12 protein-coding genes and 1 tRNA gene are annotated in these 14,384 nt (G+C 62.0%); 6 read left to right on the forward strand and 7 right to left on the reverse strand.

Features of this window, described 5'->3' with window-relative positions; genetic code table 11:
- Position 1 precedes the first annotated feature (1 nt).
- Positions 2-775 carry an ABC transporter permease gene (locus PSV38_RS07215; protein ID WP_300546403.1) on the forward strand — a complete coding sequence of 258 codons (774 nt, stop codon included), beginning with the start codon at positions 2-4 and terminating at the stop codon, positions 773-775.
- Between the two features lie 54 nt (positions 776-829).
- On the opposite strand, the gene dnaJ is transcribed toward PSV38_RS07215, so the two are convergent.
- The 4 genes from dnaJ to PSV38_RS07235 form a co-directional block, all read right to left on the reverse strand.
- A complete protein-coding gene (dnaJ, locus tag PSV38_RS07220) occupies positions 830-1,984 on the reverse strand; it encodes a molecular chaperone DnaJ (protein ID WP_300546224.1) in 1,155 nt (384 codons plus the stop codon).
- Positions 1,985-2,073: 89 nt separating this feature from the next.
- On the reverse strand, positions 2,074-4,014 hold the full coding sequence (gene dnaK / locus PSV38_RS07225; RefSeq protein ID WP_300546225.1) for a molecular chaperone DnaK: 1,941 nt from the start codon (positions 4,012-4,014) through the stop codon (positions 2,074-2,076).
- 129 nt (positions 4,015-4,143) lie between these two features.
- Positions 4,144-4,689, reverse strand: coding sequence for a nucleotide exchange factor GrpE (gene grpE, locus PSV38_RS07230; RefSeq protein WP_300546226.1), 546 nt, complete (start codon positions 4,687-4,689; stop codon positions 4,144-4,146).
- Between the two features lie 91 nt (positions 4,690-4,780).
- A complete protein-coding gene (locus tag PSV38_RS07235) occupies positions 4,781-5,182 on the reverse strand; it encodes an RNA-binding S4 domain-containing protein (RefSeq protein WP_300546228.1) in 402 nt (133 codons plus the stop codon).
- Positions 5,183-5,289: 107 nt separating this feature from the next.
- Here PSV38_RS07235 and PSV38_RS07240 point away from each other — a divergent pair, with 107 nt between their 5' ends.
- Entirely contained in the window at positions 5,290-5,502 is a 213-nt protein-coding gene (locus PSV38_RS07240) for a hypothetical protein (protein WP_300546230.1), read from the forward strand.
- On the opposite strand, the gene mnmC is transcribed toward PSV38_RS07240, so the two are convergent.
- Both mnmC and PSV38_RS07250 read right to left on the reverse strand, forming a co-directional pair.
- Positions 5,494-7,368, reverse strand: a complete 1,875-nt coding sequence (gene mnmC, locus PSV38_RS07245; protein ID WP_300546232.1) for an FAD-dependent 5-carboxymethylaminomethyl-2-thiouridine(34) oxidoreductase MnmC — start codon at positions 7,366-7,368, stop codon at positions 5,494-5,496. The genes PSV38_RS07240 and mnmC overlap by 9 nt on opposite strands.
- Before the next feature lie 5 nt (positions 7,369-7,373).
- Positions 7,374-8,156 carry a 3-hydroxybutyrate dehydrogenase gene (locus tag PSV38_RS07250; RefSeq protein ID WP_300546233.1) on the reverse strand — a complete coding sequence of 261 codons (783 nt, stop codon included), beginning with the start codon at positions 8,154-8,156 and terminating at the stop codon, positions 7,374-7,376.
- 67 nt (positions 8,157-8,223) lie between these two features.
- Here PSV38_RS07250 and PSV38_RS07255 point away from each other — a divergent pair, with 67 nt between their 5' ends.
- The 3 genes from PSV38_RS07255 (at position 8,224) to PSV38_RS07265 (ending at position 11,522) form a co-directional block, all read left to right on the forward strand.
- Positions 8,224-9,162 carry an alpha/beta hydrolase gene (locus PSV38_RS07255; RefSeq protein WP_300546234.1) on the forward strand — a complete coding sequence of 313 codons (939 nt, stop codon included), beginning with the start codon at positions 8,224-8,226 and terminating at the stop codon, positions 9,160-9,162.
- Complete coding sequence (locus PSV38_RS07260; RefSeq protein ID WP_300546235.1) at positions 9,159-11,417, forward strand: bifunctional (p)ppGpp synthetase/guanosine-3',5'-bis(diphosphate) 3'-pyrophosphohydrolase; 2,259 nt, start codon at positions 9,159-9,161, stop codon at positions 11,415-11,417. The genes PSV38_RS07255 and PSV38_RS07260 overlap by 4 nt, the downstream gene beginning before the upstream one ends.
- Before the next feature lie 28 nt (positions 11,418-11,445).
- Positions 11,446-11,522, forward strand: a tRNA-Val gene (locus PSV38_RS07265).
- A gap of 154 nt (positions 11,523-11,676) precedes the next feature.
- Here the strand turns inward: PSV38_RS07265 and serA are convergent.
- Positions 11,677-12,906: a phosphoglycerate dehydrogenase gene (serA, locus tag PSV38_RS07270; protein ID WP_300546237.1), complete on the reverse strand. Its 1,230-nt coding sequence runs from the start codon at positions 12,904-12,906 to the stop codon at positions 11,677-11,679.
- Between the two features lie 69 nt (positions 12,907-12,975).
- On the opposite strand from serA, the gene PSV38_RS07275 reads away from it, so the two are divergent.
- Positions 12,976-14,379, forward strand: a complete 1,404-nt coding sequence (locus PSV38_RS07275) for an FAD-binding oxidoreductase (protein WP_366526646.1) — start codon at positions 12,976-12,978, stop codon at positions 14,377-14,379.
- The last annotated feature ends 5 nt before the right edge of the window (positions 14,380-14,384 follow it).

Below are 14,384 nucleotides of genomic sequence, written 5' to 3' on the forward strand. Positions count from 1 at the left end.
GATGAAGTTGAGCTCACCCCAACTGGAGCGCTGGGCGCCCTGGGGCTTGTTGCTGATCATCTTGCTGCTGTGGCAGGTGGCGTGCTCCGTGTTCTCAGTGTCCGAGTACATCTTTCCCAGCCCGACGCGGATTGCCCAACAATTGGTCGAGTTCCATGCCGAGATCCTCCGACACGCCTGGCGCACTTTCTGGGTGACGATGGTCGGTTTTGGTATTGCCATCGTGGTGGGCGTGTTGCTGGGCTTCCTGGTGGGCAGCTCGCGCCTGGCCTATTCGGCGATCTACCCGCTGATGACGGCATTCAACGCGCTGCCCAAAGCCGCTTTCATCCCGATCCTGGTGGTCTGGTTCGGCATTGGTGTGGGCCCGGCGGTGCTGACGGCTTTTCTGATCAGCTTCTTTCCCATCATGGTCAACATTGCCACCGGCCTGGCCACGTTGGAGCCAGAGCTTGAAGACGTGCTGCGGGTGTTGGGCGCGCGCCGATGGGATGTGCTGATCAAGGTTGGTCTGCCGCGCTCCATGCCGTACTTTTACGGTTCGCTGAAGGTGGCCATCACGCTGGCCTTCGTTGGCACCACGGTGTCCGAGATGACCGCCTCGAACGAAGGCATCGGCTACCTGCTGATCTCGGCTGGATCATCCATGCAGATGGGGCTGGCGTTCGGTGGGTTGATGGTGGTGGGCGCCATGGCCATGATCATGTACGAGCTGTTCTCCGTGATCGAAACCCGCACCACGGCTTGGGCTCACCGCAGCAACCAAAACCACTGAGGCCATGAAAAAGGCACCCGAGGAGGGTGCCTTTGCTTCGCTTCACTTCACACGTTACTTGAAGATGTTCTTCACCCGATCGGTCCAACTTTTGCTGTTAGGCGAGTGCTTCTCTCCGCCTTTCTTGAACGACTCGTCCAGCTCTTTCAGCAGCTTGCGCTGGTGCTCCGTCAGCTTGACGGGCGTCTCGACCACGATGTGGCAGTAAAGATCGCCAGGGTAACTGGCCCGGATGCCCTTGATCCCCTTGCCGCGCAGGCGGAAGGTCTTGCCGTGCTGCGTGCCTTCGGGGATGTCAATCTCGGCCTTGCCGCCCAGCGTGGGCACTTCGATCGAACCGCCCAGCGCCGCCGAGGTCAGCGGGATCGGCACATTGCAGTGCAGGTCGTCGCCATCGCGCTCGAAGATCTCGTGCTGCTTGATGCGGATCTCGATGTACAAGTCGCCAGCGGGGCCGCCATTGGTGCCGGGCTCGCCATTGCCCGCCGAGCGGATGCGCATGCCTTCATTGATGCCACCCGGGATCTTGACTTCCAGTGTTTTGGTTTTCTTGACACGGCCTTGGCCGCTGCAAGTGACGCACGGATCGGGAATGACCTTGCCAGTACCCTGGCAGTGCGGGCAGGTTTGCTGCACGCTGAAAAAGCCCTGACGCATGTGCACATTGCCCGCGCCATTGCACGTGGGGCAGGTCTTGGCGCTGGTGCCGGGCTTGGCGCCAGTACCGCTGCAGGTGACACAGTCTTCCCAGCTGGGGATGCGGATCTGCGTGTCCTTGCCGGTGGCCGCTTCTTCCAGCGTGATTTCCATCGCGTAGGACAAGTCGCTGCCGCGGTAGACCTGGGGCCCGCCGCCACGCCGACCACCACCACCTTGGCCGCCTTGACCAAAGATGTCGCCAAAGATGTCGCCAAAAGCGTCCGCAAAGCCGCCAAAGCCTTCTGCGCCGGGGCCGCCACGGCCGCCCATGTTCGGATCCACGCCCGCGTGGCCGAACTGGTCGTAGGCCGCGCGTTTCTTGGCATCCGAGAGCATCTCGTAGGCTTCTTTGCCCTCTTTGAACTTCTCTTCGGCGTCTTTGGACTTGTCACCCTGATTGCGGTCGGGGTGATGCTTCATGGCCAGCTTGCGGTAGGCCTTCTTGATGTCTTCCTCGGAAGCGCCTTTGGCGAGTCCCAGAACTTCGTAGTAATCGCGTTTCGTCGCCATGATGCTTTCAGGCTGTGAGTGACAAGGGGCACAGGGGTGGGGGATTGTCCCTCACACGTCTGTGCCCCAAAAGCTCGATGAAATAAGCCTCAGTCTTTCTTGACTTCCTTGAACTCGGCGTCCACGACGTTGTCGTCGGCAGGCTTGGCTTCAGAAGCACCTTCGGCCGCGCCACCCGGCGCACCACCTGCGGCACCCTGGGCGGCCTGCATGTCGGCGTACATCTTCTCGCCCAGCTTCTGGCTGGCGGTCATCAGGGCATTGGTTTTGGCCTCGATGTCGTCCTTGTCGTCGCCCTTGATGGCTTCGTCAACATCCTTGATCGCGGCTTCGATCTTTTCCTTTTCAGCGGCGTCCAGCTTGTCGCCGTACTCGGTCAGCGACTTGCGCACGCTGTGAACCATGGCATCGCCCTGGTTCTTGGCCTGCACCAGCTCGACCTTCTTCTTGTCGTCGACGGCGTTCAGCTCGGCGTCTTTCACCATCTTCTGGATCTCGTCCTCGGTCAGGCCCGAATTCGCCTTGATGGTGATCTTGTTTTCCTTGCCGGTGCCCTTGTCCTTAGCACCCACGTGCAGGATGCCGTTGGCGTCGATGTCGAAGGACACTTCGATTTGCGGCGTGCCACGTGGTGCGGGGGGGATGCCCTCCAGGTTGAACTCGCCCAGCATCTTGTTGCCGGTGGCCAATTCACGCTCGCCCTGGAACACCTTGATGGTCACGGCAGGCTGGCTGTCTTCAGCCGTGGAGAAGGTTTGTGCGAACTTGGTCGGGATGGTCGTGTTCTTGGCGATCATCTTGGTCATCACGCCCCCCATCGTCTCGATGCCCAGCGACAGCGGGGTCACGTCCAGCAGCAGCACGTCGGTGCGGTCACCGGCCAGCACCTGGCCTTGGATGGCGGCGCCCACGGCCACGGCTTCGTCAGGGTTCACATCCTTGCGGGGATCCTTGCCGAAGAACTCCTTGACCTTCTCTTGCACCTTGGGCATGCGGGTCATGCCACCGACCAGGATCACGTCCTGGATGTCGGCCACGTTCACGCCAGCGTCCTTGATGGCCATGCGGCAAGGCGCGATCGTGCGCTCGATCAGCTCTTCGACCAGCGACTCCAGCTTGGCGCGGGTCAGCTTGACGTTCAAGTGCTTGGGACCACTGGCATCGGCCGTGATGTAGGGCAGGTTGACGTCAGTCTGTGCGCTGTTCGACAACTCGATCTTGGCCTTTTCAGCGGCTTCCTTCAGGCGTTGCAGGGCCAGCACGTCCTTGGTCAGATCGACGCCTTGGTCCTTCTTGAACTCGGCCACGATGAAGTCGATGATGCGCTGGTCGAAGTCTTCGCCGCCCAGGAAGGTGTCACCGTTGGTCGACAGCACTTCGAACTGCTTTTCGCCATCCACGTCGGCGATTTCGATGATGGACACGTCGAACGTGCCGCCACCCAAGTCGTACACCGCGATCTTGCGGTCACCGGTGCTGGTCTTGTCCAGGCCAAAGGCCAGGGCCGCGGCCGTGGGCTCGTTGATGATGCGCTTGACGTCCAGACCGGCGATGCGGCCGGCGTCTTTGGTGGCTTGGCGCTGCGCGTCGTTGAAGTAGGCGGGCACCGTGATGACGGCCTCGGTCACTTCTTCGCCGAGATAGTCCTCGGCGGTCTTCTTCATCTTGCGCAGGATGTCGGCGCTGATCTGTTGCGGAGCCATTTTCTTGCCGCGCACCTCCACCCAGGCGTCGCCGTTGTCGGCCGCTGCAATGGTGTAAGGCATCAGCTCGATGTCCTTCTGGACTTCTTTTTCAGTGAACTTGCGGCCGATCAGGCGCTTAACGGCGTAAAGCGTGTTGCGCGGATTGGTGACAGCCTGACGCTTGGCGGAGGCGCCAACCAGCACTTCGCCGTCTTCCTGGTAGGCAATGATCGAGGGCGTGGTGCGGGCACCTTCGCTGTTTTCAATCACTTTGGGGGTGTTGCCTTCCATGATGGACACGCACGAGTTCGTGGTGCCCAAGTCAATACCGATAATCTTGCCCATGTTCTAGCTCCTTGGAAACTTCAATTCAGTTGTTCGTCATTTGCGTCTGTTTGGCGGGTTTTCAAGGCCTTTGGGCGGGTTTTAAAGCGTTTTTTTCGCTTTTTGGCCGCCGGGCCACCCCCAGTCGCGTTACTTTGGCGCTGTCACCGTGACCAAAGCCGGACGCAGGACCCGGTCGTTGATCAGATAGCCTTTTTGCAGCACGCCCACCACGGTATTGGCTTCTTGGTCGGCAGGCACCATGCTGATGGCCTGGTGCTGATGCGGATCAAACTTGGCGCCGTTGGCGGGGTTGATCTCGATGACCTTGTTGCGCTCCAGGGCGGCACCCAACTGCCGCAAGGTGGCCTGAACGCCCTCCATCACGGTTTCGATGGGCGTGTCTGGCTTGGACAGTTGCGTGGCGATGGCGGCTTCCAGGCTGTCCTTGACCGGCAACAGGCTGTCGGCGAAGGATTCCACGGCGAACTTGCGAGCCTTGGAGATTTCGTCATCAGCGCGGCGGCGGGTGTTTTCAGCCTCGGCTTTGGCGCGCAGGTAGGCATCCGAAACCTCGGTGTGCTTGGCGTGCAACTCGGCCAGTTGCTGCTCAATGCTGGCCTCAAGCGGCTCGGCGCCGACGGGGATGGCATCGACCGGATCAAAGTTTTCGGCGTTGGCGGGCGTGTCGCTCATGGTGTTTATTGGAATTAATGAGGTGAGTCAATCAAAGCCCAGCAGATCTCGGGGCGGCGGACAGGGTTTCAAGACCCCGTGCAAGAAATATTTAATCGTCGATGCCCGCGCTCCACCGGTTCCAGTCGGCCAGTTGCCGCCGGTCGCGCTTGGTGGGTCGGCCCTGATCGATGGCCAGGGCGGGGTCGGGCTGGGTGCGGCGTTCCTCCGCGTGGCGCTCGCGCCGGGTGACGCTGTCGGGCGTTTCTTGGTACATGGTCTGGGCCACGGGTGCGCCGCCGCGAACGCTGCTGAGGGTTTTGACGATGACGGTGCGCACCAGGGTGCCTTGGCGCAGGTCAATGCGGTCGCCGATCTTCAGGTCGCGCGACGGCTTGGCCACGATATCGTTAACCTGAACCCGGCCTTTGTCGATGTCATCCGCGGCCAAGCTGCGCGTCTTGTAAAAGCGCGCGGCCCACAGCCATTTGTCCAGACGTAATTTGTCGCTCATGTCGCAAGTATTTTTCCAGCCCGCCAGTGTACTCACCCCGGCGTGCCAGGTTTTGCGACGACAATGTTGCCCAGCGGTGCCCGCAGCGGGTGCCAGAGGACGAAAAAGTGGCAAAACCCAACTATCAGTTTGAAAAGCGTCAGCGCGAGCTGGCCAAGAAGAAGAAAAAAGAAGAAAAAACCCAGCAACGCCGCAGCGGCACGGGCGAGGCTGATGCCCCCGATGCTGATCAAACCGCGGTGGAAGGCGAAGCAGCGCCTGACAATGCCGAATCAGGCGACAACAACGGCGCCGAGCCGCAGGCCGAAGCCTCAGCCTGAGTTTTGCGCTCTTGCCTTGGCCCGCGTCACGACGCGGGCAGGGTCCAGTGCATCGCGCAGAGAGGCCTCGATCGGGCACGGACTACCCGTGACCCACGAGGCCAGCAGTTCGCCGGCCAGAGCAGCCCAGGTGATACCTCTTGAGCCGAATCCCGTGATGACGTAGACCCCGCCGTGTTCATCACGCAGTCGGGGTACCAACCGCGGTCGATCCATCCTGGGGGCTCTTTGCCCTTCAGTAATAGGCGGGGCATCGGCCAAAGGCAGCGGGCCCACATAGGGAAGGCGATCAGGCGTGCTGGCCCGCCAGCCCACACGGCCTTGCAAGCCCTTCGACAAGGCAGGCGCGTCCAGCATCGACAAACTGCCCAGTTGTGCGGCTTGCTCCAGATTGTGGGCATGGTCGGCATCGCGCACAGCCGGGTCCAGGTCATCCACATCGCTGGTGGCACCAAACAGCAAGCGGCCCTGGTGCTTGGGCAGGATATAGCCACTGCCCGCGACTGGAAGGGCAGGGGCTGCGATGCCGTCTTGGAAAGGCAGGCTGCTGATCTGACCCCGCACGGGCGACAAGGGCAAGGAGGCGACGCCTGGCAGCGCCCTGATCAGCGCTGACGTGCCGGTCGCCCCCGCCATGACCACCACAGGCGCTTCGGCAATGACCTGGCCTTGGGCGTCTTGCGCTTGCCAGGTAGCTTGGCCGTCCTGAGTTCCGCGCTGCCATTGATGCGCTATCTGACTGGGCAGGAACATGGTTTCGGCATGGGTCTGCGCTTCATCCAAAAGCGCCTGTGCGTAGCCCGCCGGGTCCAACCACCCACCTTGGTGAAACAGCCATCCACCGCTGGGGACCGGGATGTGCGCCAGGTTCTGGGCTTGCGCCTGGTCAAGCCACTGGAGGTGTTCGGGCGGCAGGCCAAGGCGATGGAGCAGGGCCTGGGCCTCTGCGGCATGAGTGTGGGTGTCCAGTCGGAGCAGGCCCTGGCACGCGCCCGCGAACCGGCCCGCGGCCAACATGGGAGCCGCGACCGCTGCGGTGCGCAAGGCGGCTGCGCGGTGGGTGCGCGCATGGAGGCCATCTTCGCCATGGACAATGCTGTGGAACAGGCCCCCTGGATTGCCGGACGCCCCCTGTGCGATCGCCGCGTGGGCATCGACCATGGTGATGCGCCAGCCTTGACGGGCCAGTGCCCAGGCCGCAGCGCAGCCGGCCAAACCAGCACCGACGACCAAGGCGTGCCGCTGCGTTGATTCGATGCGCGTTGGCCACAGGCCGCCCGGCAACGGTGGCGGGGCGTGGTGAGGTTCGAAGCGAAAAACGCACGCATCGTTGGGCTGGGCTTTGAAGCCAGACTGGCGCAGGCCTTCCAGCACATTCAAAGCGTCATTTCGGGCGATGGCAGTGCACCCGGGGGCGGCCAAGCGAGCCAGGCGAGACAGCCAGCCTTCATCGCCATTCAAGGCCAAAGGGGCGGGGACCACGTCCTCCAGCAAGAAGGCATCGACCCGGGCCACCATCTGCGGCACCAAGTCCGCGACTTCGCCCACGCCCAGCAGCAGGGTGACTTGGCTGGCGGGGCCTTCTTCAAACACCAGGGTGTGAAGCCCTGGTGTCAAAACCGGCCAGCTTTGGGCCAATCTCCCAACCAAGGCCTGAGCGCTCATGTCATGGCTCAAGGCTGCCTTCAGTGGCGTCTCTGCGTCCAACGCGATGTAGAACAAACGCTGGCACCGGTTGGGATCGGCCAGCCAGGCGGCCCAGGTTTTCAAAAAACGCTGGCCCAGTCCGAAGCCCGCCTCCAGGACCACGAAGTCATCGCGATGAGCCCAACGGGCGGGCAGGGCACCGCCCGCCAGAAAAGCCATCTTGCTTATTGCGCCAGCCAGCCGCCGTCCATGTTCCAGGCCACGCCGCGCACATTGTCGCCCGCCGACGAGCACAGGAACACGGCCAAGTCACCCAGCTGCGCGGGCGTCACGAACTGCAGGGAGGGCTGCTTTTCACCCAGCAGACCGCGCTGGGCCTCTTCAATGGTGACACCCTCCCGCTCGGCCTTGGCCTCAATCTGCTTTTGCACCAGCGGGGTCAACACCCAGCCCGGGCAAATGGCGTTCACTGTGACGCCGGTGGTGGCGGTTTCAAGCGCGACCGACTTGGTCAGGCCAAGCAGCCCGTGTTTGGACGCTACATAGGCCGACTTGCCCGCCGAGGCCACAAGGCCATGGGCCGAAGCCACGTTGATGATGCGCCCCCAGTTCTTGGCCCGCATGGCTGGCACCGCCAAGCGCATGGTGTGGAAGGCCGAGCTGAGGTTGATGGCCAGGATGGCATCCCATTTTTCAACCGGGAAGTTCTCGACATTGGCCACATGCTGGATGCCAGCGTTGTTGACCAGGATGTCCACGCCCCCAAACTCGGCCGTGGCGTAGGCCATCATGGCCTCAATCTCGGCGGGCTTGCTCATGTCGGCGCCGTGGTAGCCCACGCGCACCCCATGAGCCTTGCCAGCGGCCAAGACTTCGGCCTTGGGCGCATCGACATCGCCAAAGCCGTTCAGAATGACGTTGGCGCCTTGGGCGGCCAGTTGATTCGCGATGCCCAAACCTATGCCGCTGGTCGATCCAGTGACGAGGGCGGTTTTTCCATTCAACATTAGGGGCCTCCTTGGCAATAACAAACACAATGTCGTACCGATACCAATTATCTGCCGAGGCACTGCCATGACCACCCTGGACCACAACAATCTCTCGAGCCCCACCTTGAACCACGTGGTGTGTCCAGGTGCAAGCAAGACTGATGCTCAAACCCACCGCATGGCTTACTGGTCTTGGGGCGATGAAGCGAACCCTCGCATCGTGATCTGCGTGCACGGCTTGAGCCGCCAGGGCCGTGACTTCGACGCCTTGGCCCGATTGTTGAGCACCCAATACCGCGTGATCTGCCCCGATGTGGTCGGGCGTGGGCATTCTGACTGGCTGGCCGAGCCTGCGGGCTACCAGGTCTTTTCTTATGTGTCCGACATGGTGACGCTGGTGCAGCACCTGCGTGCATCGCTGAAAGCAGAGAGCCCCTTGGACATCGACTGGGTGGGTACCTCGATGGGCGGTCTGATCGGCCTGGGCTTTTCCACCTTGCCACCCGAGGTGACTGGCGTGCGCATTCGCAAATTGGTGCTCAATGACGTCGGCCCGCGCCTGCGTCACGATGCCTTGGTGCGCATTGGCGACTACCTGGGCCAACCCAAACGCTTCGCCAATGAACAAGAAGCGGCCGACTACCTGTGGACCATTTCAACGGGCTTTGGGCCGCACACGCCAGAGCAGTGGCTGGCTTTGTCGCTCCCTTTGCTGCGCCCAACGGCCGATGGCCTGGGCCTGCAACTGCACTACGACCCGGCGATTGCCGAGCCCTTCAAGTCCATGTCGGCCGAGGCGGCCACCAGTGGCGAAGCCGCCTTGTGGGGCGTCTACGATGGCTTGAAAAGCGAAGTGCTGTTGCTGCGCGGTAAGAACTCCGACCTGCTGGACCATGAGACCGCCCAAAGCATGACGCAGCGCGGCCCCAAAGCCCGCCTGGTTGAATTTGAAGGCGTGGGCCATGCGCCCACCCTGATCGCCGCTGACCAGATTGCCACCATCAAGGACTTTTTGTTGGCATGAAGACAGGCCTTCTTGCTGCACCTCACGCGACCATCGTTGACCTGGTCGACCTGAGCTTGCCCGAGCAAGACGGCAGTGCGGCCCACGCCCTGGCGCGCGCCCGAGCGTTTGCCGAACCCTTGCTCTCCGGGCAGTTGTTTGACACCGGTGAAAACGCCTTGGCCCATGCCGATGGCGTGTCGCAGATCTTGCTGGGCATTGGTGCGCCCCCTTCCTTGCGCGCCGCTGCTTACCTGGTTTATGCCAGCGAGTACCTGACCCCGCCCGACGAAGTCATTGGTCGCGCCTTTGGCCCCGATGCGGCTGCCTTGGTGGCGCACACGCGCAAGCTGGTGCAGATTCAACGCAACGCCCGAGACTCATTGGGTGACGAGACCGATGGCCCCCTGCGTGCTGACCAGGTCGAACGCATCCGCAAGATGCTGCTGGCCTTCTCACGCGATCTGCGCGTGGTGCTGATGCGCCTGGCCTCGCGCCTGCAAACGCTGCGGCACTATGCCGCGACCAAGCTGCCGTGCCCGAAAGCCTTGGCGCGCGAGTCCATGCAGGTGTTCGCGCCCCTGGCCAGCCGCTTGGGCATTGGCCAGATCAAGTGGGAAATGGAAGACCTGTCCTTCCGTTTCCTGATGCCCGACACCTACAGATCGATTGCTCAATCGCTGGACGAAAAACGCCTGGAGCGCGAGCGCGATGTAGAGCAGGTGCGCCAGACCCTGGCCTCAGCCTTGGTGCAAGCCGGCCTGCAGGCCCAGGTGCAGGGACGACCCAAGCACCTGTACAGCATCTGGAAAAAAATGCAGGGCAAGAACCTGCCCATCGAACGCGTGTTTGACGTGCGGGCGCTGCGCGTCGTCGTCGCTGATGTCCCTTCATGCTATGCGGCCCTGAGCCGCGCGCACGAGATCTGGCATCCTATGCCCGATGAGTTTTCGGACTACATTGCGCGGCCCAAGCCCAATGGCTACCAGTCGCTGCACACCGTGGTGCTGGGTGATGACGACAAGCCCATCGAGATCCAGATCCGCAGTCTGGCCATGCACGAGCATGCGGACAGTGGAGTGGCCGCGCATTGGGCCTACAAGGAGGCTGGTGCCAAAGGCTACGCGGGTGTGCAGGTCGTGGGCGAGTTTGAAAGCCGCGTGGCCGCTGCCCGCAAGACCGTGCTGCGCCAGTTGCTGGCCTGGGAGCGCGACCTGGCCGCGGCCGATGAAACCGAAGGTGGTGGCCCCGAAGGGCATGGGTACTTCGACGACCGCATCTACGTGTTCACGCCCGATGGCAAGATCATCGACCTGGTTCATGGCGCCACGCCCGTGGACTTTGCCTACACGCTGCACACCGATCTGGGGCACCGTTGCCGTGGCGCCAAGGTCGATGGCGTGATGGTGCCGCTGAACACGGCATTGCAAAGCGGCCAGACGATCGAGATTGTGTCGGCCAGAGAGGGCGGTCCATCGCTGGACTGGTTGAACCAGGAGCTGGGCTATGTGCTCAGCCCCAGGGCGCGGGCCAAGGTGCGTGCGTGGTTCAACGCATTGGCCCAGCAAAGCACGATTGCCAAAGGCCGCGACCTGGTCGAAAAGCTGCTGCAGCGCGAAGGCAAAACCGCCACCAAGCTGGAAGACCTGGCCTCTGACTTGGGGTTCCGCAGTGCCGATGCCTTGTTTGATGTGGTGGGCAAGGACGAGTTCTCGCTGCGCCACATCGAACAGGTGCTGCGTCCCGCCGCGCCTGAGCAGGACCCTGATCAGGTGGTGGCCCAGCGCATCGCGCGCAGCGAGGCAGAGTTGGACCGCAGTGGCCATGGCCGTGGCGTGCTGGTGGTGGGCATGGATTCTTTGCTGACGCAATTGGCCCGCTGCTGCAAACCCGCGCCGCCGGATGCCATCGGTGGCTACGTGACGCGCGGCAAGGGTGTGGCCGTGCACCGCTCGGATTGCAGCAACTTCCGTCAGATGGCGGGACGGCATGGCGAGCGCATCATCCCCGTCGCTTGGGGGCAGCATGCGTCGGCCCTGAGTGCGCACTACGCGGTGGATGTGCTCGTCGAGGCACATGACCGCCCAGGCCTACTGCGCGACGTGTGCGATGCCCTGGCGCAAGGCAAGACCCATGTGGTGGCCATGAACAGCCAGACCCAGCGTGACCACACAACCATCACGCTCACCGTGCAGACCACTGACACCGCCAAGCTGGGCCCGGTGCTCGCGCGTGTGGCACAAGTGAACGGTGTTTTGAAGGCCCGCAGAAAATAGAAAAAACATGCTATAGTAGCGGTCTTGAAGGCGCGTAGCTCAGCTGGTTAGAGCACCACCTTGACATGGTGGGGGTCGTTGGTTCGAGTCCAATCGCGCCTACCAAGAGATCTGAACAAGATCCTCTTGGAATTTCCCGGGAAGCAACCAGAACCCGGTACCAATGAATGGAGGCTCAGGCCTCCATTTTTTTGGCCAGTTGTTTGCCCCAAAAGGGACTGACCCAAGAAGGCCGACGTTCAACATGTCGGCCTGCGGATCAATACAAAACACGGCTGCGAATGGTGCCCGGAATGCTCTGGATCTTCTGCAGCGCCACGTCGGAATAGGCCGCGTCCACATCCATCACCAAGTAGCCAATGGCCTCGTTGGTCATCAGGCTTTGGGCCGAAATGTTGATGTTGTTCTCGGCGAACACGCGGTTCACGTTGGACAGCACGCCCGGCACGTTCTCGTGGATGTGCAGCAGCCGGTGCTTACCCGCGCCCAAGGGCATGCTCACTTCGGGGAAGTTGACGGCTGACAGCGTGGTGCCGCAATCCGAATAACGCACGAACTTCTCGGCCACTTCCAGACCGATGTTGGCCTGGGCCTCCAGCGTGGAGCCACCGATGTGCGGCGTCAGGATCACGTTGTCGAAGGCGCGCAGGGGTGACAGGAACTCTTCGTCATTCGCCTTGGGTTCGACGGGGAATACGTCGATGGCCGCGCCACCCAGGTGTTCGCTCTTCAGGCTGTCGGCCAGGGCGTCGATGTCGACACAAGTGCCCCGCGCAGCATTCATGAAAATGGCGCCGCGCTTCATCTTGGCGAAGTGCTCGGTGCGCATCATGTTCTGCGTGGAGGGCAGTTCAGGCACGTGCAGGGTGACCACGTCGGCCACGCCCAGCAGATCGCTCAGGCTGCCCAGTTGGCGGGCATTGCCCAAAGGCAGTTTGGTGACGGTGTCGTAATACACCACCTGCATGCCCAGCGATTCGGCCAGCACCGACAGTTGCGAGCCGATGTTGCCGTAGCCCACGATGCCCAGCGTCTTGCCCCGTGCTTCCCACGAGCCTTCGGCCGACTTGCTCCAGCCGCCACGGTGCACCAGCGCATTCTTTTGAGGGATGCCGCGCAAGAGCAAAATCAGTTGGCCCAACACCAGTTCGGCCACCGAGCGGGTGTTGGAGTAGGGCGCGTTGAATACTGGCACGCCCTTGCGCATGGCGTGCTGCAGGGCCACCTGGTTGGTGCCGATGCAGAAGCAACCGATGGACACGAGCTTATGCGCGGCCTCCAGCACGGCGGGCGTCACTTGCGTGCGCGAGCGGATGCCCAGGAAATGCACGTCGCGAATCTTTTCGAGCAAGACGGATTCATCAAGCGCCGTCTTGAGGTACTCGATGTTGGTGTAGCCGTTTTTATGCAGCACATCCACGGCGTTCTGATGCACACCTTCGAGCAGCAGAAAGCGAATCTTGTCCTTGTCGAGCGAAAGCTGCTGCATGCCTGAATCCTTCATGAGGTGAGTGTTGAACGCCTGACGCTACCATGGTGGGCGTTTTCCACAGAAAGAATGGTCATGCCGATCGCACCAGACATCCTTGCCCGACTCCACGCCATCGTGGGCGAAAGCCATGTCAAGACCGATGCCGACAGCTTGAAGCATTGGGGTTGTGACTGGACCAAGGTGCGCACCCCGGCTCCCTCGGCCATTGTGTTTCCTTCGACCACCGAAGAAGTTCAGGCCATCGTGCGCCTCGCCAACGAGTTGCGGCTGGCACTGGTGCCCTCAGGTGGGCGCACCGGGTTATCGGGGGCCGCTGTGGCGGCGCAAGGTGAGGTGGTGGTCAGCTTTGACCGCATGAACCGCATCATCGAGTTCTTCCCCGAAGACCGCCTGGTGCGCCTTCAACCTGGCGTGGTCACGGCGCAGCTGCAGGCTTTTGCCGAAGAGCAAGGGCTGTACTACCCGGTGGACTTTGCCAGCTCGGGTTCTTCGCAGCTGGGCGGCAACATTGGCACCAACGCGGGCGGCATCAAGGTCATCAAGTACGGCATGACGCGCAACTGGGTGCTGGGTCTGAAGGTGGTCACGGGCAAGGGCGATGTGCTGGACCTGAACAAGGGCATGGTGAAGAACGCCACCGGCTACGACCTGCGCCAGTTGTTCATCGGGGCCGAAGGCACGCTGGGTTTCGTGGTCGAGGCCATGCTGAAGCTGGACCGGGCTCCGCGTGATCTGCGCGTGATGGTGCTGGGCACGGTCGATTTTGACGCGGTGATGAAGGTGCTGGCCGCCTTCCAGAAACAGCTCGACTTGACGGCTTTTGAGTTCTTCTCAGAGTTGTCGGTGCAACTGGTCACCCAGCACCAGAGCGTGCCTCGGCCATTCGAGGCGGCCACGCCGTTTTATGCCCTGCTGGAGTTCGAGGCATCGAGCGAGAAGGTGGTGGACGAGGCCATGGCCTTGTTCGAGTCCTGCGTCGAGCAGGGCTGGGTGGTCGATGGCGTGATGAGCCAGAACCAGACGCAGGCCAAATCACTGTGGCGCTTGCGCGAAGGCATCTCGGAAACCATCTCGCACTACACGCCATACAAGAATGACTTGTCGGTGCTGATCCAGCATGTGCCGGCGTTCATGGCCGAGATCGATGGGATCGTGGCCAAGCAGTACCCCGACTTCCGTGTGGTCTGGTTTGGCCACATCGGCGATGGCAATGTGCACCTGAACATTCTCAAGCCCGATGACATGGCCAAGGACGATTTCTTTGCCAAGTGCGCGACGGTGAACACGCAGATCTTCGAGACGGTGGCGCGATACGACGGGTCGGTGTCGGCCGAGCATGGCGTGGGCCTGACGAAGAAGCCTTACCTGGGCTACAGCCGATCGCCTGAAGAGCTGGCCTACATGAAAGCGGTCAAACTCGTGTTCGACCCCCACAATGTGATGAACCCCGGCAAGGTGTTCGACCTGTAGCCGGG

Source organism: Aquabacterium sp., assembly GCF_029946005.1.
GTDB lineage: Bacteria > Pseudomonadota > Gammaproteobacteria > Burkholderiales > Burkholderiaceae_C > Aquabacterium.

What these genes read in the sequence shown, in the direction of transcription:
- PSV38_RS07215 (WP_300546403.1), top strand. Translation starts at nt 2, where the DNA reads ATGAAGTTGAGCTCACCCCAACTGGAGCGCTGGGCGCCCTGGGGCTTG.
- dnaJ (WP_300546224.1), bottom strand. Translation starts at nt 1,984, where the DNA reads ATGGCGACGAAACGCGATTACTACGAAGTTCTGGGACTCGCCAAAGGC.
- dnaK (WP_300546225.1), bottom strand. Translation starts at nt 4,014, where the DNA reads ATGGGCAAGATTATCGGTATTGACTTGGGCACCACGAACTCGTGCGTG.
- grpE (WP_300546226.1), bottom strand. Translation starts at nt 4,689, where the DNA reads ATGAGCGACACGCCCGCCAACGCCGAAAACTTTGATCCGGTCGATGCC.
- PSV38_RS07235 (WP_300546228.1), bottom strand. Translation starts at nt 5,182, where the DNA reads ATGAGCGACAAATTACGTCTGGACAAATGGCTGTGGGCCGCGCGCTTT.
- mnmC (WP_300546232.1), bottom strand. Translation starts at nt 7,368, where the DNA reads ATGGCTTTTCTGGCGGGCGGTGCCCTGCCCGCCCGTTGGGCTCATCGC.
- PSV38_RS07250 (WP_300546233.1), bottom strand. Translation starts at nt 8,156, where the DNA reads ATGTTGAATGGAAAAACCGCCCTCGTCACTGGATCGACCAGCGGCATA.
- PSV38_RS07255 (WP_300546234.1), top strand. Translation starts at nt 8,224, where the DNA reads ATGACCACCCTGGACCACAACAATCTCTCGAGCCCCACCTTGAACCAC.
- PSV38_RS07260 (WP_300546235.1), top strand. Translation starts at nt 9,159, where the DNA reads ATGAAGACAGGCCTTCTTGCTGCACCTCACGCGACCATCGTTGACCTG.
- serA (WP_300546237.1), bottom strand. Translation starts at nt 12,906, where the DNA reads ATGCAGCAGCTTTCGCTCGACAAGGACAAGATTCGCTTTCTGCTGCTC.
- PSV38_RS07275 (WP_366526646.1), top strand. Translation starts at nt 12,976, where the DNA reads ATGGTCATGCCGATCGCACCAGACATCCTTGCCCGACTCCACGCCATC.